This is a genomic window from Lysinibacillus sp. BF-4 (genome assembly GCF_000743635.1).
GTDB classification, from domain to species: Bacteria; Bacillota; Bacilli; order Bacillales_A; family Planococcaceae; genus Metalysinibacillus; species Metalysinibacillus saudimassiliensis.
Genome location: NZ_JPUW01000018.1, coordinates 1 through 17,449, shown reverse-complemented (window position 1 = coordinate 17,449; position 17,449 = coordinate 1). Strand labels below are relative to the sequence as shown.

The 17,449-nt window shown below is 40.9% G+C and carries 19 protein-coding genes and 1 riboswitch; of the genes, 10 read left to right on the top strand and 9 right to left on the bottom strand.

Annotated features, from left to right (window positions below; all coding sequences use genetic code 11):
* The 7 genes from parC to CH76_RS07505 all read left to right on the top strand — a co-directional run bounded on the left by parC (nucleotide 1) and on the right by CH76_RS07505 (nucleotide 6,948).
* Nucleotides 1–2,406, top strand: coding sequence for a DNA topoisomerase IV subunit A (parC, locus tag CH76_RS07535; protein WP_036144865.1), 2,406 nt, complete (start codon nucleotides 1–3; stop codon nucleotides 2,404–2,406).
* Nucleotides 2,407–2,441: 35 nt separating this feature from the next.
* Nucleotides 2,442–2,547: riboswitch (TPP riboswitch) on the top strand.
* A 58-nt stretch (nucleotides 2,548–2,605) separates the two neighbouring features.
* Entirely contained in the window at nucleotides 2,606–3,607 is a 1,002-nt protein-coding gene (locus CH76_RS07530; RefSeq protein WP_036144864.1) for an ABC transporter substrate-binding protein, read from the top strand.
* 11 nt (nucleotides 3,608–3,618) lie between these two features.
* On the top strand, nucleotides 3,619–3,909 hold the full coding sequence (locus CH76_RS07525) for a thiamine-binding protein (protein WP_036144863.1): 291 nt from the start codon (nucleotides 3,619–3,621) through the stop codon (nucleotides 3,907–3,909).
* The gene (locus CH76_RS07520; RefSeq protein ID WP_036144862.1) at nucleotides 3,909–4,664 is read left to right on the top strand and encodes an ABC transporter permease; all 756 of its coding nucleotides are present in this window, start codon (nucleotides 3,909–3,911) and stop codon (nucleotides 4,662–4,664) included. The genes CH76_RS07525 and CH76_RS07520 overlap by 1 nt, the downstream gene beginning before the upstream one ends.
* Before the next feature lie 2 nt (nucleotides 4,665–4,666).
* Nucleotides 4,667–5,407 carry an ABC transporter ATP-binding protein gene (locus CH76_RS07515; RefSeq protein WP_036144861.1) on the top strand — a complete coding sequence of 247 codons (741 nt, stop codon included), beginning with the start codon at nucleotides 4,667–4,669 and terminating at the stop codon, nucleotides 5,405–5,407.
* The gene (locus CH76_RS07510) at nucleotides 5,404–6,135 is read left to right on the top strand and encodes a TatD family hydrolase (protein ID WP_036144860.1); all 732 of its coding nucleotides are present in this window, start codon (nucleotides 5,404–5,406) and stop codon (nucleotides 6,133–6,135) included. Before CH76_RS07515 ends, CH76_RS07510 begins: the two co-directional genes overlap by 4 nt.
* A 12-nt stretch (nucleotides 6,136–6,147) precedes the next feature.
* Nucleotides 6,148–6,948 (top strand): GNAT family N-acetyltransferase, encoded by an 801-nt coding sequence (locus CH76_RS07505; protein ID WP_036144859.1) that lies wholly within the window; start codon nucleotides 6,148–6,150, stop codon nucleotides 6,946–6,948.
* A 273-nt stretch (nucleotides 6,949–7,221) separates the two neighbouring features.
* Here CH76_RS07505 and CH76_RS07500 read toward each other — a convergent pair whose 3' ends face one another.
* The 6 genes from CH76_RS07500 to CH76_RS07475 all read right to left on the bottom strand — a co-directional run bounded on the left by CH76_RS07500 (nucleotide 7,222) and on the right by CH76_RS07475 (nucleotide 12,686).
* On the bottom strand, nucleotides 7,222–8,763 hold the full coding sequence (locus CH76_RS07500; protein WP_036144857.1) for a cation acetate symporter: 1,542 nt from the start codon (nucleotides 8,761–8,763) through the stop codon (nucleotides 7,222–7,224).
* Entirely contained in the window at nucleotides 8,760–9,101 is a 342-nt protein-coding gene (locus tag CH76_RS07495; protein ID WP_036144856.1) for a DUF485 domain-containing protein, read from the bottom strand. The genes CH76_RS07500 and CH76_RS07495 overlap by 4 nt, the downstream gene beginning before the upstream one ends.
* Nucleotides 9,102–9,520: 419 nt before the next feature.
* Complete coding sequence (locus tag CH76_RS07490; protein WP_036144854.1) at nucleotides 9,521–10,243, bottom strand: hypothetical protein; 723 nt, start codon at nucleotides 10,241–10,243, stop codon at nucleotides 9,521–9,523.
* Nucleotides 10,230–10,706 carry a hypothetical protein gene (locus CH76_RS07485; protein ID WP_036144853.1) on the bottom strand — a complete coding sequence of 159 codons (477 nt, stop codon included), beginning with the start codon at nucleotides 10,704–10,706 and terminating at the stop codon, nucleotides 10,230–10,232. The genes CH76_RS07490 and CH76_RS07485 overlap by 14 nt, the downstream gene beginning before the upstream one ends.
* 81 nt (nucleotides 10,707–10,787) lie before the next feature.
* Nucleotides 10,788–12,341 (bottom strand): cation acetate symporter, encoded by a 1,554-nt coding sequence (locus CH76_RS07480; RefSeq protein WP_036144852.1) that lies wholly within the window; start codon nucleotides 12,339–12,341, stop codon nucleotides 10,788–10,790.
* The gene (locus CH76_RS07475) at nucleotides 12,342–12,686 is read right to left on the bottom strand and encodes a DUF485 domain-containing protein (RefSeq protein ID WP_036144851.1); all 345 of its coding nucleotides are present in this window, start codon (nucleotides 12,684–12,686) and stop codon (nucleotides 12,342–12,344) included.
* 488 nt (nucleotides 12,687–13,174) lie between these two features.
* Between CH76_RS07475 and CH76_RS07470 the strand changes: the two genes are divergently transcribed.
* Nucleotides 13,175–13,759, top strand: a complete 585-nt coding sequence (locus CH76_RS07470) for an alpha/beta hydrolase (RefSeq protein WP_036144850.1) — start codon at nucleotides 13,175–13,177, stop codon at nucleotides 13,757–13,759.
* Nucleotides 13,760–13,768: 9 nt separating this feature from the next.
* On the opposite strand, the gene CH76_RS07465 is transcribed toward CH76_RS07470, so the two are convergent.
* The 3 genes from CH76_RS07465 to CH76_RS07455 all read right to left on the bottom strand — a co-directional run bounded on the left by CH76_RS07465 (nucleotide 13,769) and on the right by CH76_RS07455 (nucleotide 15,830).
* Entirely contained in the window at nucleotides 13,769–14,377 is a 609-nt protein-coding gene (locus tag CH76_RS07465) for a pentapeptide repeat-containing protein (protein ID WP_051910277.1), read from the bottom strand.
* A gap of 181 nt (nucleotides 14,378–14,558) precedes the next feature.
* Nucleotides 14,559–14,942, bottom strand: coding sequence for a PH domain-containing protein (locus CH76_RS07460; protein WP_036144849.1), 384 nt, complete (start codon nucleotides 14,940–14,942; stop codon nucleotides 14,559–14,561).
* 42 nt (nucleotides 14,943–14,984) lie between these two features.
* Complete coding sequence (locus tag CH76_RS07455; RefSeq protein ID WP_036144848.1) at nucleotides 14,985–15,830, bottom strand: patatin family protein; 846 nt, start codon at nucleotides 15,828–15,830, stop codon at nucleotides 14,985–14,987.
* 128 nt (nucleotides 15,831–15,958) lie between these two features.
* On the opposite strand from CH76_RS07455, the gene CH76_RS07450 reads away from it, so the two are divergent.
* Both CH76_RS07450 and CH76_RS07445 read left to right on the top strand, forming a co-directional pair.
* Nucleotides 15,959–17,008 carry a 2,3-butanediol dehydrogenase gene (locus CH76_RS07450; protein ID WP_036144847.1) on the top strand — a complete coding sequence of 350 codons (1,050 nt, stop codon included), beginning with the start codon at nucleotides 15,959–15,961 and terminating at the stop codon, nucleotides 17,006–17,008.
* Between the two features lie 123 nt (nucleotides 17,009–17,131).
* Nucleotides 17,132–17,428, top strand: a complete 297-nt coding sequence (locus tag CH76_RS07445) for a hypothetical protein (protein WP_036144846.1) — start codon at nucleotides 17,132–17,134, stop codon at nucleotides 17,426–17,428.
* The last annotated feature ends 21 nt before the right edge of the window (nucleotides 17,429–17,449 follow it).

Sequence of the window (17,449 nt, the reverse complement as noted above, 5' to 3'; positions counted from 1 at the left end):
ATGCAAGAGAAATTTCAAGATTTACCGTTAGAAGAAGTAATGGGTGACCGTTTTGGTCGCTATAGTAAATATATTATTCAAGAGCGTGCGCTACCTGACGCACGTGACGGGTTAAAACCTGTACAGCGTCGTATTTTATATGCGATGCATACTGAAGGCAACACACAAGACAAGCCTTTCCGTAAATCAGCTAAAACCGTTGGTAATGTTATTGGTAACTATCACCCACACGGTGACAGCTCCGTTTATGAGGCAATGGTGCGTATGAGCCAAGACTGGAAGGCACGTCATATGTTAATTGAAATGCACGGTAATAACGGTTCCGTTGATGGTGACCCTGCCGCAGCTATGCGTTATACAGAAGCGCGTCTTTCTTCTATCGCAGGTGAACTACTGCGAGATATTACGAAAGATACGGTTGATGTTGTACCTAACTTTGATGACCAAGATACAGAGCCAACCGTATTACCTGCGCGCTTCCCTAACTTATTAGTAAATGGCTCAACGGGGATTTCGGCGGGGTATGCAACTGACATTCCACCGCATAACTTGTTTGAAGCTATAGAAGCCGTACTTATGCGCCTAGATAACCCTAAGGTAACTGTTGATGAGCTAATGACGGTAATTAAAGGGCCAGACTTCCCGACGGGCGGTATTATCCAAGGTACAGATGGTATTAAAAAAGCCTACGAAACAGGGCGCGGCAAAATTGTCGTACGTGCCAAAACTGCGATTGAGCAATTAAAAGGTGGCAAAGAACAAATCGTTGTAACTGAGTTACCGTATGATGTTAATAAAGCTAATCTCGTAAAGCGTATTGATGAGCAACGCCTCGACAAAAAATTAGATGGCATTGCCGAAATCCGTGACGAATCTGACCGCACAGGGCTACGTGTCGTGATTGAACTAAAAAAAGATATCCCCGCACAAGGGATTTTAAATTATTTATTAAAAATTACGGACCTTCAAGTGACGTATAACTTTAATATGATTGCCATTCACCGTCGTCGTCCTACAATGATGACGTTACCACTGTTATTGGATGCTTATATTGAGCACCAAAAGGAAGTCGTTAAACGTCGTGCTACGTTTGATTTAGCGCGTGCTAACAAACGTATGCATCTCGTAGAAGGGTTAATCAAAGCATTATCGATTTTAGATGAAGTGATTGCGAAAATTCGTGCCTCTAAGGATAAACGAGACGCACGACAGGGCATCATGGACGCATTCGATTTCTCTGAGGCGCAAGCTGAAGCAATCGTTAGCTTACAACTTTATCGTTTAACGAATACAGATATTACAGAGCTACGTGCAGAGCATGAGGCATTACAAAAAGAAATCGCGCTATTAGAGGGTATTTTACAAAGCCCTGCCAAGCTTATCGCTGTCATTCGACGTGAGTTAAAAGCTACGCAAAAACAATTTGCTGAGCCACGCCGCTCTTTACTACAAGCTAAAATCGAAGAGCTAGAAGTAACGCTCGACGTACTAGTACCAAGTGAGGAAGTCATTGTAAGTGTAACGAAGGATGGTTATATTAAGCGGACTTCGCCGCGTTCATATAGTGCATCAAGCGGTAAAGATTTGGCGATGAAAGAGTCGGATTATGCGCTCTTTGAACAACCAATGAACACGCAACATCACTTACTGCTATTTACCAACCGCGGGCAATATATTTACCAACCTGTACATGAGCTACCTGACATTCGTTGGAAGGACCTCGGACAGCATATTTCAAGTATCGTACCACTTGAAGCTGAAGAAGAAATTATTGCTGTACATGGCTTTGCGTCAATGGATAGTACTACTGACTTTATGATGACCGTGACCGAAGCGGGGCAAGTTAAGCGTACCGTAGTAGCAGATTATAAAGTTTCGCGCTACTCACGTGCGTTAAAAACAATGAATGTTAAAAAAGAGGATGCTATGATGGCAGCCTTTATTGTAACGGATAAAGACGAGGTAACACTTGTCACAACAGAAGGACAAGCACTGCGCTTCCGTGTAGACGAAGTACCGCCAACGGGCTTACGTACTGGTGGGGTTAAAGGTATGACATTAAAAGACGAGCGTGTTATTTGGGCAGATACTGTAGATGCCAACGAACGTTTAATTATCGTAACGCAGCGTGGGGCAGTTAAAAAAATGGGCATCGAAGAAGTTACCACAAGCAACCGTGCTAAACGTGGTGTACAAATCCTAAGCATATTAAAATCCAACCCTCACCAAATTGTAGCTGTCGAAAAAGACCGCAAAGAAGCACTACTCGTTATTGAAACTGAAAAACATCAAGAAGAAATTGCGATGGGCGATTTACCGAAAAATGATCGCCTATCCAATGGTTCCTTTAAAGTAGATCCAAAAACAGACGGTGCTATCCGCGCAGTCTATCATAAAATGCCATAGTATAACGATGCTATAGCTGTTATAATGAACGTTGAATAGTAATGTAGGGGAGCTCAAACATGAGCTGAGAGACCGAATTGTAGGAATACCCTTAGAACCTGATATGGTAAAACCATCGTAGGGAACATGTACAAATGCCTCAGTAGGGTGATACATGCCTACTTGAGGCATTTTTTTATGCAGAGGAGGCGATTTTCGCGTGAAGAAATGGTTCGTTACACTAGTATTGGCAACGATGGTGCTTGCACTTGCAGCCTGTCAAGCCAAGGACAAACCAAAGGAAGATGCAGCGGAAGATAAGCTTGAAAAGGTAACAATGGTGCTCGACTGGACACCTAATACCAATCACACAGGCTTATATGTTGCAGAGGCACAAGGATTTTTTAAAGACCAGGGCTTAGACGTTGAAATCATTCAACCAGGCGATGCAGGTGCAGATCAATTGGTTGCATCAGGCAAGGCAGATTTCGGCATTAGCTACCAAGAGGGTATTACACTAGCACGTACGCAAGGTGTACCACTTGTATCAGTAGCCGCAATTATTCAACATAATACATCAGGCTTTGCCTCACCAAAGGCAAAGGAAATTACCACACCTAAAGATTTTGAAGGTAAAACTTACGGGGGCTGGGGCTCACCTATCGAAAAAGCAGTCATCGAAACCATTATGAAAGCAGACGGTGGCGATGTTGCCAAAATGGATATTATTAACGCAGGTGACGCAGACTTCTTTACAATGACTGAAAAAGACGTAGACTTTGCATGGATTTACTACGGCTGGACAGGTGTAGAGGCAGAGCTACGTGGCAAAGATATTAATATGGTCTATTTAACAGATTATAGCGATAAGCTAGATTACTATACACCTGTACTATCAACTAGCGAAAAAATGATTGACGAAAAATCAGACATCGTTAAAAAAATGGTCGCAGCTGTTGCAAAAGGCTACGAATATGCGATTGAAAACCCAGAAGACGCAGCAAATATTTTACTCGTTGCAGCGCCTGATTTATCGCAAGACCTTGTGATTAACTCACAAAAATGGCTAGCTGACAAATACCAAGACGACGCTGAGCAATGGGGCGTACAAAAACTAGACGTATGGAAAAACTATGCGGACTGGATGACAGAAAATGGCGTGCTAGAGGGCGATTTTGACCCAGAGCAAGCATTTACTAACGAATTTTTACCAAAAAAATAAGAGGTGACATCATGACAAACTCATTAATTAGTGTACAAATCATTCCTAAAACCGAGAACGTAGCAGATGTAATTCCAGCAGTAGACGCAGCAATCGCTGTAATTGACGCTTCGGGCGTTAAATACGAAGTACATCCACTCGAAACAACGATGGAAGGCGATTTAACAACATTGCTTGCTATCATCGAAAAAATGAATGTAAAAATGGTTGAACTCGGCTGCGTCAACGTTATTACACAGGTCAAAATCCTATACCAACCATCAGGCATTACGATGGATACATTAACGGAGAAGTACCGCTAATGCATAAGGTGATGAAACGAGGCGGAGCAGTAATGTTCCTCCTCGTTTTATTTATCATTTGGGAAGCTGTTGTATGGTGGCGCGACATCCCGATGTGGCTATTACCCGCTCCGAGTGCGATTTTAGCTGAAGGGTATCGTTCATTTGGCGACTTTTCTGTGCATATTTTAGCTACAACTAAACTTACATTGCTAGGGTTAGCCATTGGCGCAAGCATTGGTTTTATTATTGCGCTCCTTTTGCACCGTATGCCACTTGTTAATCAAATGGTATACCCCTTACTCATTTTATCGCAAAACGTACCAACCATCGTATTAGCACCACTATTAATCATTTGGTTTGGCTTCGGGCTATTACCTAAGCTTATTATTATTAGCTTAGTATGCTTTTTCCCTATTGTAGTGGCGATGATGGATGGCTTAAAAAATACCGACCCAACATTAAAGCACTATATGCAAATGATTGGCGCAAATCGCGGGCAAACCTTTTGGAAGCTAGAGCTACCTTATGCCATGCCATCTTTGTTTTCAGGCTTAAAAATCGCGGCTACGTATAGCGTAATGGGTGCTGTAATTTCCGAATGGCTGGGTGCTAAGCAAGGCATAGGCGTATATATGACCTATGCGCAGTCATCCTTCCGCATTGACCGTGTGTTTGTTGCCATCTTTACGATTATGTTGTTGAGTATGGCATTATTTGCGCTCATACAGCTACTCGAGCGTATTATTGTAAAAGGACAAACAAGGGAGGTATAATTATGTTACTGCAAATTACAGACTTATCTAAAAACTTCGGTGAGGTTGATGTGCTTAATCATATTTCCTTACAAGTAGCAGACGGTGAGTTTGTTGCTATTCTTGGCCCTTCAGGTAGCGGTAAAAGTACATTATTTCAGCTAGTTGGTGGTATTACCGCACCTACAGCAGGTGAGATTTTATTAAATGGCAAAAATATTAGCGGCGAAAAGGGGCATATTAGTTATATGCCACAGCAAGCGTCGCTATTTCCGTGGCGTACGGTTTTACAAAATGTAGTGCTTGCTCAAGAGGTGCAACATAAACCAAATTATGAACAAGCAACCGAGTGGCTTGAGCGCGTGGGGCTTTCGCAATTTGCCAAAGCCTACCCATCAGAGCTATCAGGCGGCATGAAACAACGAGTCGCTTTTATTCGTGCGTTGTTAAGTGACCAAAATTTGCTATGTCTTGACGAACCTTTTTCGGCATTGGATGAGTTTACACGTCTTGATATGCAAAACTGGCTGCTGTCTGTATGGGAGGAACATCGCCGCTCCGTATTATTTATTACACATAGCATTGAGGAAGCCATTTATTTAGCCGACCGCATTGTTATTTTATCCAAGCGCCCTGCACACATTAAAGAGGAGATTACTGTCCCTTTTGCGCGACCACGTAATCAAGCAATGTTAGCAACGCCAGAATTTGTGGCGTTAAAGCAGCATATTTTCAGTCAAATGGAAACGAGGGATAGTGAATGATTGACGCACATATCCATTTAGATCAATACAACAAGGAAGAGCAAGCAACCTTGCTTGCGAGTGGTGCGTCGTTTATTACAGTATCTACAGATTACGCATCTTGCTTAGCTAATTTACAACTGGCTAAGCATCCTGCCGTACATAGTGCCCTTGGTTTTCACCCTGAGCAACCTGTCGCAAGTGCTGAGCAACAAGCGGCAATTTTTACACTTATCCGCAAGCATGCCTTTGATATCGTAGCGATTGGCGAAGTGGGCTTGCCCTATTATGAGCAAGTTGACCGCGATGCGCATATCGCTTTACTTGAGCGCTTTATTGCGTTAGCAAAAGAGCTAGACAAACCAATTATTTTGCATGCTGTCTATGAAGATGCGCAAGTAGCTTGTGATCTACTCGAAAAGCATCAGCTAACACGCGCGCACTTCCACTGGTTTAAAGGCGATGCTGCAACTATCACACGTATGATTGAAAACGGTTACATGGTATCGATTACGCCTGATGTATGTTATGAGCCTGAAATACGTAGCCTTGTTGCACGTTACCCGCTCTCACAGCTCATGGTCGAAACAGATGGTCCGTGGCCTTTTGAGCAGGAGTTTTCGGGTCAACTCACAACACCTGCTATGATGGCACGTAGCATTGAAGAAATTGCACACATTAAACAATTGCCAAAAGAACAAGTCGCAACACAACTTTACAACAACACCACAACATTTTACCGACTATAGGGAGGGTTTAGCATGGCATTTTTATCACTACAACAATTACCATTACCACAGGTTACTAAGCTATGGAACGGAGCCTTTGTTAATTATATGAAGCCAATGGGCATTACAGAGGATGTATTACAAGCGCGTATGAAACAGTACGCTATTTCGCCAGAGTATTCCACAGTAGCGACGATTGAGGATGAGTATGCGGGAGTAATGCTGTTTGGCTTAAAAGGCAATCTTGCTTGGATTGGTGGCATGGCAACATTACCAAATTACCGAGGCTATGGCATTGGCCGCTCATTAGTGGCACATGCGATTTCCTTAGCACAAAGCTTACATGTTAAAGAGTTACGTCTAGAGGTTATTGTAGGTAACGAAAAAGCCGAGAACCTTTACCGTTCGACAAACTTTACGATCATTAATACACTAGCTGTAGCTAAAGGCACGCTAGCGCATTACCGTGAGTCACCCATTCAATTAAAGCCAACACGCGTCAATGATTGGCATTTAGCTACGCAACCTAATAGCACCTCGTGGGAAACACGACTAGAGGCTAGCGATAATGTACATGACATTTATTTAAAGGAGCAGCGCCTTGGTTATATTTGTTTCCGTGAAGAGGGGAAGGGGCTATACATCCAGCAGTTTGTACTAGTAGAGCCAACACAAGCGCTTGTAGAAGCGGTGCTTACTGAGCTTCACACACTCTATGGCAATGTAAGTTGTAAAGTGCACCAAATGGATGCAGAGAGTGAGCTCTATAGTTATTTACAAACGCTCGGCTTTGAAGAACTGTACCAGCAACGTCAAATGACTTATCAATTATAATAAAAAAGGCATTCCGCTCATCATAATGCTTGAGGGAATGCCTTTTGTGTTTAGTAAATTGTTTACGTTCTTTACCTTGCTTTGTTAAGGTTGTGCGTTCATGCAAGCTCATACTTGCTGTGCCGCGTGCTTTTGTTACATCTTTACCTGTCGTACGTAAACGCGCACGACGTTTTTTTAGCTGCTTGTGATAATGCCATCATCATCCACTCCTTTATCCTAGTGTAGCAAATGATAATAAAAAGCGCACCGATAACGGCGCGCTTTTTTGTATTAATGTGATACGTCTTGTACTGAAATCCCTGTGTTTGCTTTAACATTAACTTCGCGGTATTTTTTATCGTCTGATTCTTTAGATAATAATGTACCTACGATACCTGCAATAAAGCCAAGTGGTACAGAGATTAACGCTGGGTTAGATAGCATAAATAATGGCTCGCCTACAAAGATAGCTTTACCTTCAGGACCCCAAACGTTTGGTGAAGCGGCAACTAATACTAATGCGGAAATTAAACCTGTAAGCATTGCCGCAATTGCGCCTGTTGTATTGAAACGTTTCCAGTAGATTGTGTAAATGATTACTGGAAGGTTAGCCGACCCTGCGATACAGAAGGCTAATGACACTAAGAACGCTACGTTAAGCGTTTGTGCACCAAGTGCTAGTACGATAGATAACACTGAGATTGTGATAGAGCCAATACGAGCGGCTAATACTTGCTCGCGGTCAGTCATTTTACCTTTTTTAATAATTTCGCCGTAAATGTCATGTGATAGGGCAGATGCGCCTGATAGTACAAGACCTGCTACTACAGCTAAAATTGTTGCGAAGGCTACAGCTGATACGAATGACATTAAAATGTCGCCGCCTAGTGCTTCAGCTAATAATGGTGCTGCCATGTTACCTGCTGGGTTTTCTGCAATAATTGCGTCAGCGCCAACGAAAGCTGCAGCTCCAAAGCCTAAGAAAATTGTTAAGATGTAGAAAACACCTACAATCCAAGTTGCCCAAATAACAGAAGAACGTGCTGTTTTAGCATCCTTAACCGTAAAGAAGCGCATAAGGATATGTGGTAAGCCCGCTGTACCAAATACTAGAGCAATCATTACTGAAATTGTATCTAAGCCATTTGTATAACGTAGACCAGGGTTTAAATAAGCCTGACCATGTTCTGTTTCTGTTGTCATTTGTGTAAACATTTGTGAAATACTGAAGCCAAACTCTTTTAAAACTAAGAAGGAGATAATAACCGTACCAAGCATTAATAAACATGCTTTAACAATTTGTACCCAAGATGTTGCGGTCATACCACCAAATAATACGTAGATTGTCATCATAAAGCCTACAAGTAATACGGCAATCCAGTAGTCAATGCCAAGTAGTAATTTAATTAGCGCACCCGCACCTACAAGTTGAGCAATCATATAAAATAAAACGATAGTAATAGTGCTTAAAGCTGCTGTGCCACGAACTTTAGATGTGTTAAAACGCGCTGTAATCATGTCCGCTAATGTAAATTTACCAAGGTTACGTAATGGCTCGGCTACGATGTAAAGTACCACTAAGTAAGCAACCAGATAACCAATAGAGAAGAAGAATCCGTCAAAACCGAAGAGGGCAACAGCGCCCGCGATACCTAGGAATGAAGCGGCTGATAGGTAGTCACCTGCGATAGCCAGTCCATTTTGCCAGCCTGTTAAGCCGCCACCTGCTGTATAGAAATCACTTGCAGAAGAAGTCTTTTTTGACGCCCACCACGTAATAACTAGTGTTAAACCTACAATCCCTACGAAAAACGAAATCGCAACAATGCTCATACGCGTCCGCCTCCTTCTTTATACTCTGCAATAATAGCTTGCGCTGCCTTATCGTAGCTATTTGCTTTGGCTACGTATAGGTGGCATAAACTCCACGTCATAATAAATAGTCCTGCTGAGTAGAGCCATACTGCTGTAATATCACCAATCACTGGCTGGTGAAGAATTTTTGTGTACGATGTCAAAATTGGTAGTGTGATGTAAGCGATTAAGAAAATTGCTGTTACTGACCATAAAAATGCATTTTTACGTTTCACTAGCGCTTTGAATGACGGTAGCTCCGCAATTGCGTCGTAGTCAATGACATCGACTTTGTTATTATTTGCTGCCATAGTCATTACCCCTCTCTGTTTCAGTTTATTTTTTTCTGTTTAGTGTCTCCTAAATGCTCACTATGTTGCATTTGGTAATTTCATTCTATGAGAGTGTTCACAAAATTGCAATAGTTTTTTATAAAATTATTCGGAAAATTTATATAAAAAAGTAGTTTTAAGAACAGAAAAAACAACATTTTGCAGAATTATTCTACTATCATATCGTCATAAACCTTGATTTGACAACGTTTCAAGTACTAAATTAATGACATAGGCGACAAGATTATGTTGTGTAATTTTTACGAGAAAAAATAAAATAATTTTTTGTAACATAACTAAAAAAACAAAATCTTTATGCTGGGATATGTTTTTTTGCTATCAATTGTCAGAAAACTGGAGAGAAAAACGTAAAAAAAGAGGCCTAACCCATAGGTTAAACCTCCTTACATTTGTATAAATCGTAGCGTTTCTCGCATTTTTTCGTTGGCTTTTTCCAATTGTTGCGTATGTTGTTGTGCGCCAATATGTGCAATCGCTTCGTCCATACGGTTAAGCGCAATACGAATGAGTTGCAACGTATACGTATGAGCTTCGGTTGGCTTGCGCGGAAAACTATTAGGTAACGACAAGGCACGCTCTGTAAACTCTGCTCCGTGCACTAAATGACTATGCAACATAGTTACTACACCTAACGCCTCTGCAATCAGTAAATCAGGGCTTGTACGATAAGCTGTAGAGAGGGTATGATACTGCGTTTTTGCCTGTAACATGAGTTTATAAAAGTCGTTATTCTCCTCGTTTTCGGCTAAAAACAGCGCAGCTAGTTGTTGTTTACTAGCAGTAGCCATTATAAATTTTCCTGCTTTACAATCTAATGTCACCTCAGCCATCAAGGATTGCTGCTCATTATCAAAATTATAAACCGTAACAGCTGCCTTGCTTTCAATAGGTAAAAAGTGTGCTGGTGATGTTAACTTTTTCGTATAGTAGAAGGTTAATAAGGTAATGCCAACAAGGGCAAGCACAGCCATAGGGATGCTGTCCGTCAATAAAGTCGCTAACATAACGTTAATAAAGCATACGACATATAATAAGGAAAAAACACGATATTTGTATAGCGCTTGCTTTTGAAGTGCTATGCGGATAAAGGTATTAAAGAATCGCATGTGTTTGCTCCTTCCATAACATATGTACATCACGATAATACGTGCGGAACAACGCATGCTCTTGCTGTGCGTCATAGTCCTCAGGACGACGATAGTTTTTGCGTACTTCTGTATGTTCCTTTACAAAGCGTTGTGTAATGGCGAGAAGCGGCTCATGTGCCATTACTTGTAGGGTAGCTGTATAACGTAAAAAGTCGTCTGCTTCTTGCTCGCTAAGCGCTCCCTCTGAGATAAAGCGGGGGATGCGCGGTAAAATATAACTTACAACTTTATGGTGGGATTGCAATTGTACATCCGTAGTGACTTGCATTCGCATTAACAAATCACGCAGTAGCTCACTTTGTACGTCGCGCTGGAGTTGCAACTGTAAACGTAGCATGATGCGTTGCCATACAGCCAGTGACTTCCGTGCTAATAGAACGGGGAGTAGTATGCTTAAAATGATTAAGGCAATGGTATACATAAATAACCTCCTTGAATCTTTAGTATAGCAAATGACTAGACAACAAAAAAAGCGCCACTCCTAAGAGTAGCGCCTCATGTATTAATGTGATACGTCTTGTACAGAAACACCTGTGTTTGCTTTTACGCGGATTTCTTTGTAAATGCGCTCTGCGTCTGCTGTGTTATGTTTACGCGCACCAATCATTGTACCCACATAGCCTGCAAGGAATCCAAGTGGGATAGTGATAATAGCTGGTACTGCTAAGTTAACAAGTGGCTTACCAACGAAGATGGCTGCGCCTGGTACTTCTGACCAAATGTTTGGTCCCATTGCACCTAAGATTAAGCAAGATAGTACACCTGTTGTAATTGCAGCTACAACGCCTGTTGAGTTAAACTTCTTCCAGTAAATTGTGTAGAGGATAACTGGTAAGTTAGCCGATGCACCAATACAGAAGGCAAAGGATACTAGGAAGGATACGTTTAAGCTTTGTGCGAATAATGCTAAGAAGATTGAAATAATCGCAATTGAGATTGAACCAATACGAGCCGCTAATACTTGTTGCTTCTCTGTTAGGTTACCATCTTTAATGATTTCGCCATAAATGTCATGCGAAATTGCTGATGCACCTGTTAATACTAATCCTGATACTACAGCTAAAATTGTAGCAAAGGCTACTGCACTAATGAATGACATTAATACATCGCCACCTAAGTACTCTGCTAATAATGGTGCTGCTGTGTTACCAGCTTTACTCTCAGCCATAATATTTTCTGCGCCTACTAGGTGTAGGGCACCTAAGCCTAAGAAAATCGTTAATGAGAAGAAGATTGCAGTAATCCAAGTTGTCCAAGAAATTGAAGAACGTGCTGTTTTAGCATCTTTAACGGTAAAGAAGCGCATAAGGATGTGAGGTAAGCCTGATGTACCTAATACTAGTGCCATCATCATTGATACTGAGTCAATAGAGCTTGAGTACTTCATGCCTGGCACTAAGTATTGCTCTCCGTGTTCAACTGCAATTGTGTCAAACATATTCATAATCGAGTAATCAAATTTTGCAAAGACAAGTACAGCAAGTAGCCCTGTACCAAAGAGTAACAGTCCTGCTTTAATGATTTGTACCCAAGATGTTGCAGTCATACCACCAAATAATACGTATGTCGTCATCATAACGCCTACAATTAATACAGCGATCCAATATTCAATACCAAATAATAATTTAATAAGTGCGCCTGCACCTACAAGCTGTGCAATCATATAAAGGATAACGATAACAATCGTACCTGTTGCTGCTACGCCACGTACGCGCTTTTCATTAAAACGAGCCGTTAACATATCTGCTAATGTGTATTTTCCTAAGTTACGCATTGGCTCTGCAATGATATAAAGTAATACAAGGTTAGCTACAACATAACCTACAGAGAAGAAGAAACCATCAAACCCTGTTAATGCAATCGCACCAGATACCCCAAGGAATGCCGCTGCTGATAAGTAGTCACCCGCAATAGCAAAACCATTTTGCCAGCCTGTTAAACCGCCACCTGCTGTATAGAAGTCACTTGCTGATGAAGTACGTCTTGCCGCAAAGTACGTAACAATTAACGTTAGACCTACAATACCTAAGAAGAAACCAACTGATACTAAATTCATTTAATTACCACCCTTCGCACGGTACTCCGCAATTACGGCTTCCGCTTCTTTATCAAATTTTGCTGCGCGTTTAATATAAATCGTACAAAGTACAATTGTCATAATAAACAGCCCTGCTGAGTACACCCAAACCCCTGTAATATTTCCGAACCACTTTTGTTGTAGAACAGGTTTGAACGCCAAGATTGGAAGTAAGATATAAAAGAATAGGAAGCCTGCTGTCATCGAGAATAAAAATGTGTTTTTCTTACGTACAAAGGTGTTAAAGCTGTCCATTGCTTCAATTGCCGCGTAGTCCTTACTGTCGAATGTAGGTGACTGCGCCTTGCCCTTTTGCTCTGTCATAGAATTTCCCCCTAACGATTAATATTTCTGTTTTAAACATGATATTACTGTTCCTCTTTGTGAGGCATGTCATCATTCTATGCAACAAAAACCTATAATGCAATACTAAATTTTTAGTTTTTAGAAAATTCACCCTTCGTAAGCGATGTGGAAATAGCGAGAAATAACAAGCTTTATGTAGAGAAATTCGCTATGAATAAAAAACAATATTATATACTCATACTATTACTCAAATAACTAATTAAAGAGATTTTGGTTTAATCGACAAGAATCTTACAAGAGCGATAAAAGCAAATTATGTGTAGAAAAGTGATAATTGGTAAGTTAACATTTATGCCCAGCAGGAAGTTGTTATATAACATAGCGGAATAAAGCTGGGAAATAATTAAACTAATTTCAAATTTTTTTTTACGAAAAGTCGTTTTTATTGCAAATTTTGTAGGGTTTTGTATAATTACTTTGAATTCGAGATAAAAGGGGCGTTGAAAATGGAGCACATTTTTCATAAAGGTACGGGTACACGTACGTTCATATTTTTACATGGCACAGGTGGCAATGAGCATGATTTGCTTGGTTTAGGGGATATTATGGATCCTACAGCTAATCGCTTAGGCATCCGCGGGGAAGTGCTAGAGAATGGTATGCCGCGCTTTTTCCGACGTTTGGCTGAAGGGGTATTTGATGAGGCTGATTTACGTGCACGTACAGCATCGCTTTATACGTTTATCCTAGAATCGGCTAAACGTTATGACTTTGATATGGAGCAAGCGGTAGTTGTTGGGTACTCGAACGGGGCAAATATTGCGGCAAGTATGCTGTTTCATTATAGTGATGCGTTTGCAGCGGCGATTTTACATCATCCTATGGTGCCACTGCGTAATCATGTTTTACCACAGCAGGCAACACGCGTGTTTATTGCGGCAGGGGACAATGACCCACTATGCCCTAAAGAGGAAGCAATTGAGTTAGCCTCGTTATTAACGGCGGTAGGCGCTCAGGTTACAACCCACTGGGAGCATAATGGACATCAGTTAACGCGTAGTGAGGTCGAAGCGGCTAGAGATTGGCTATAATGCCAGTCTCTAGTTTTTTATATGGAGTTGTAATAATTGAAGGAATTGTTGGGCTTGCTGTTCATTAACGGTACAGCCACGCAAGTTGTCAATTTCGAGTGTCAGTTGCTCAAATTGAGATTGGTGTAAATCAACACCAGCTAAAGGCGTTTTGCTAAAGTTAGCACCTGTTAGCTCACAAGCTATAAAATTTACGTCCTTACAAATGGTTTCGGCAAAATCAGTATCACGCAGCAAGCAATCCGTAAAATTTGTACTTTGCAATTTGCTAAAAGCAAACGAGGCATAGTGCATATGGCAATCTTTAAAATGCACATGCTTAAGTGTAGCTTCACTGAGATTGATACCTGTTAGGCGACTAGTGACAAAGCTGCAACGTAGTAAACCAGCGTCACGCAAAGTAGCATTAGCAAGGTCACAGTTTTCAAATACACAGTCACTAAAATAGTAGGCGCTGTCTTCAAAACGCACATTTGTAAAGCGCACACGATGAAACTCTTGTAAATGTGTGCTTGTTGGTATGACTTCATTAATTAAATGAACATCTTGTACAAAGCCATCATCCGTTGGTATAAAGCGTTGTTGTTCAAGTTTTGCAGGTAATTTAGGTTGCAACATATCATCAGCCACTTTCTATAGAAGATACTATGTAGTGTAACATAAAGAAAAATGGCTATTTTGTCTCACTATTAATAGTTTACTATTCAATGAGACATAACTTCCAACAATCTATATTATGTAAACTAAAATATTTTTAAAAAGAAAAGGTGCTAAAATACACCTCCTCTTCTCTTACATTTTATACGTGCAAAAGATGCTCTCCAATTAATTGCCCTACTTCTTTAATATTGGAGCCTTTTTTAAACTCTTTTTTTAGTGGTTCAGCTTGACCAGAAATATAAATTTTAAGCTCAGAATCAAGATCTAATGTGCCTGCGGTTTCAATTTCATAAGACACAATACTCTTATAAGGAATGGAATGGTAAGACACTTTAGAACCCGTCACACCTTGTACATCAATTAAAATAATACGCAAGTTAGTAAAAACAATCGCATCTCTAAAAATTTTAAAAGATTTTTCTACCGTTTCATTTGAAACTAATAAATCTTTTAATTTTCTTGCCGCTTCGTTTACTGTGCTTTCGGACATATTGCCCGTCAAATTATTTAAAAAGTTTTTCATAGTAGTACCCATCTCCTTTTAGTATAGTTGTAAACCGCTTCGTCAGCCTTGTAAAAATACCTGCAACTCATCTTTACGCGATAACATCTGACGATAACCTAAATCATAAGTGATTTTCATAATCTTAGGGTTCTTCTCAAAACTTGCGACTGGCACAGGTGGACGAAAAACAAACGCTTTGCCATCCGCTTCAAGCTGCTCAATATAATCCATCGTTGCATTATAGCGCTCCGCACGCGTAGCAAGACTTTTAGCAATCTCAGGATAGCGCTTTTTAAAGGCACGCATTACCCATTTAGATTGACCGTCTAGCGACTTACGATAACCTGGTGGACGCGTTAAAATAATAATATGTTTAGCATAGCCTTTTCCCTCTGCACGTTTAATAGGAACAGCATCCGCTAAACCACCGTCAAAGTACGGAGTATCATTAATTTTAATTTCGGGAAACAATACAGGTAGCGCACATGTCGCACGTAACATCATACACTCATCATCCATCGTTAATGCGTCTAAATACTCTGCCTCACCCGTTAAGGCATTTGTTACCCCAAACTCTACTTCCCCATCAAATTTACGGAACGTTTGCCAATCAAAAAAATCAAGTTTGTTAGGTAAAATATTATAAGAGAAATTAAGTCCAAAATAGCTTTTTTCCGTTAAAAAATTACGCCACCCCATATAACGAGGATCATTACGATAGGTCGAAATGGTACGAAACGTACGCTCAGGTTGCTTAGAAACATACGAGCAAGCATTAATTGCGCCCGCTGAAATCCCTATCACATAAGGCATCTCGATGTTATTTTCTAAAAAAGCATCCAATATGCCTGAGGTAAAAATTGTACGAAACGTACCGCCTTCTAATACTAAGCTTGCATTATTCATTCACTTCGCCTCCATTACATAAGTATAGCATTTTATAAGGCTTTCGCTAGACTTGAATAATGAACGGTGATACGATAGTTGCGGTAGTAAAGTTACTACTAGTTGACCATTATGGGAGGACACAAAACATGAAAGCAGCAGTATGGTACGGTCAGAAGGATATTCGCGTGGAGGAACGTGAATTAAAACAACTGAAAGACAACGAAGTTACAGTACGCGTAGCTTGGGCAGGCATTTGTGGCTCAGACTTACACGAATACCAAGAGGGACCTGTATTTGTTCCAGTTGGCGAGAAAAACGACTTAACAGGCGAAGTAGCACCATTAATCATGGGTCACGAATTCGCAGGTATCGTTGAAACAGTTGGTAAAGACGTAACAAAATTTAAAGTTGGCGACCGTGTGGCAGTTAACCCTACACTTACATACGGAAACAAACCAGAAGACTTAGATTGCTATGATGGCTTTAGCTTCATCGGCCTACATGGTGACGGTGGTTTCACTAAATTTGCTAACGCACCAGAGAGCAACGTTTACCTATTACCTGAAGGCATGTCTTTACAAGACGGCGCTTTAGTTGAACCTACAGCAGTAGCTGTACAAGCCATCAAAGAAGGCGACGTACGCTTAGGCGACAACGTAGTAATCTTCGGTGCAGGCCCAATCGGTTTAGTAACAGCAAACGCTGCAAAAGCAGCAGGTGCTACTAAAATCGTAGTACTTGACCTTTCAGACGAACGTCTAGAAAAAGCAATGGAACTTGGCGCAACACACGTAATTAACTCAGGTAAAGTAGACCCAATCAAAGCGGTTTATGAGTTAATCCCAGAAGGCGCTGACGTAACATTTGAAGTAGCTGGCGTTGCACCAACGTTTGAACAAGCCATCGAAGTAACACGCGCACGTGGTACAATGGTTATCGTTTCAATCTTTGCTCGTCCTATTAACTGGAACCCAATCCAGCTTACAAATAAAGGTGTTAAAGTAACATCAACAATTGCTTACACACCATCTTCATTCGCTCAAACTATCCACTTAATGGGTACAGGTCAATTAACACCACAAGGTATCATTACAAGCCAAATCGAGCTTGACGATATTGTTGACCAAGGCTTTGAAGCGTTAACAAACGACAAAACACAAGCTAAAATCTTAGTTAAACTAAGCGGCGAAAAATAAACATGATAAAAGCTACCCATTGCGGTAGGCTTTTTTTGTACATAACGTGACAAATTCGTAAGGTTTGCCTAAGCGCATAATCGGCAAAAGATAGTTATCACAAAGAAAAGGTGGTAATACATTATGAAAAAATGGATAGCTCCAACACTATTAGCGTCAATGCTAGCACTAGCCGCTTGCGGTACAGATGAGGTGGATAAGGATGACGCCCCAGCAGTTGATGACGACAATAACGTAGAAACACCTCAAGTGGATACCGAAACAGATACGCAGGTTGACGACATGGATAAAGATGAAGATAAAGACGCTGAAGTTGAAACAGACGACGATAAAGACGGTAATACAAATGATGTCGAAGGATCGGACGACATCAACGATAGCGAAACAAATGATGACGACGATGCAACTGATACAAAATAATAGTAACTTCCCTCCCCCTCT

Bases quoted from the DNA above. Each gene is read 5' to 3' on its own strand.
- CH76_RS07525 (WP_036144863.1), top strand. From the start codon at position 3,619: ATGACAAACTCATTAATTAGTGTACAAATCATTCCTAAAACCGAGAAC.
- CH76_RS07510 (WP_036144860.1), top strand. From the start codon at position 5,404: ATGATTGACGCACATATCCATTTAGATCAATACAACAAGGAAGAGCAA.
- CH76_RS07455 (WP_036144848.1), bottom strand. From the start codon at position 15,830: ATGAATAATGCAAGCTTAGTATTAGAAGGCGGTACGTTTCGTACAATT.
- CH76_RS07480 (WP_036144852.1), bottom strand. From the start codon at position 12,341: ATGAATTTAGTATCAGTTGGTTTCTTCTTAGGTATTGTAGGTCTAACG.
- CH76_RS07520 (WP_036144862.1), top strand. From the start codon at position 3,909: ATGCATAAGGTGATGAAACGAGGCGGAGCAGTAATGTTCCTCCTCGTT.
- CH76_RS07495 (WP_036144856.1), bottom strand. From the start codon at position 9,101: ATGACTATGGCAGCAAATAATAACAAAGTCGATGTCATTGACTACGAC.
- CH76_RS07445 (WP_036144846.1), top strand. From the start codon at position 17,132: ATGAAAAAATGGATAGCTCCAACACTATTAGCGTCAATGCTAGCACTA.
- CH76_RS07490 (WP_036144854.1), bottom strand. From the start codon at position 10,243: ATGCGATTCTTTAATACCTTTATCCGCATAGCACTTCAAAAGCAAGCG.
- CH76_RS07460 (WP_036144849.1), bottom strand. From the start codon at position 14,942: ATGAAAAACTTTTTAAATAATTTGACGGGCAATATGTCCGAAAGCACA.
- CH76_RS07485 (WP_036144853.1), bottom strand. From the start codon at position 10,706: ATGTATACCATTGCCTTAATCATTTTAAGCATACTACTCCCCGTTCTA.
- CH76_RS07515 (WP_036144861.1), top strand. From the start codon at position 4,667: ATGTTACTGCAAATTACAGACTTATCTAAAAACTTCGGTGAGGTTGAT.
- CH76_RS07470 (WP_036144850.1), top strand. From the start codon at position 13,175: ATGGAGCACATTTTTCATAAAGGTACGGGTACACGTACGTTCATATTT.
- CH76_RS07475 (WP_036144851.1), bottom strand. From the start codon at position 12,686: ATGACAGAGCAAAAGGGCAAGGCGCAGTCACCTACATTCGACAGTAAG.
- CH76_RS07505 (WP_036144859.1), top strand. From the start codon at position 6,148: ATGGCATTTTTATCACTACAACAATTACCATTACCACAGGTTACTAAG.
- CH76_RS07450 (WP_036144847.1), top strand. From the start codon at position 15,959: ATGAAAGCAGCAGTATGGTACGGTCAGAAGGATATTCGCGTGGAGGAA.
- CH76_RS07465 (WP_051910277.1), bottom strand. From the start codon at position 14,377: ATGTTGCAACCTAAATTACCTGCAAAACTTGAACAACAACGCTTTATA.
- CH76_RS07500 (WP_036144857.1), bottom strand. From the start codon at position 8,763: ATGAGCATTGTTGCGATTTCGTTTTTCGTAGGGATTGTAGGTTTAACA.
- parC (WP_036144865.1), top strand. From the start codon at position 1: ATGCAAGAGAAATTTCAAGATTTACCGTTAGAAGAAGTAATGGGTGAC.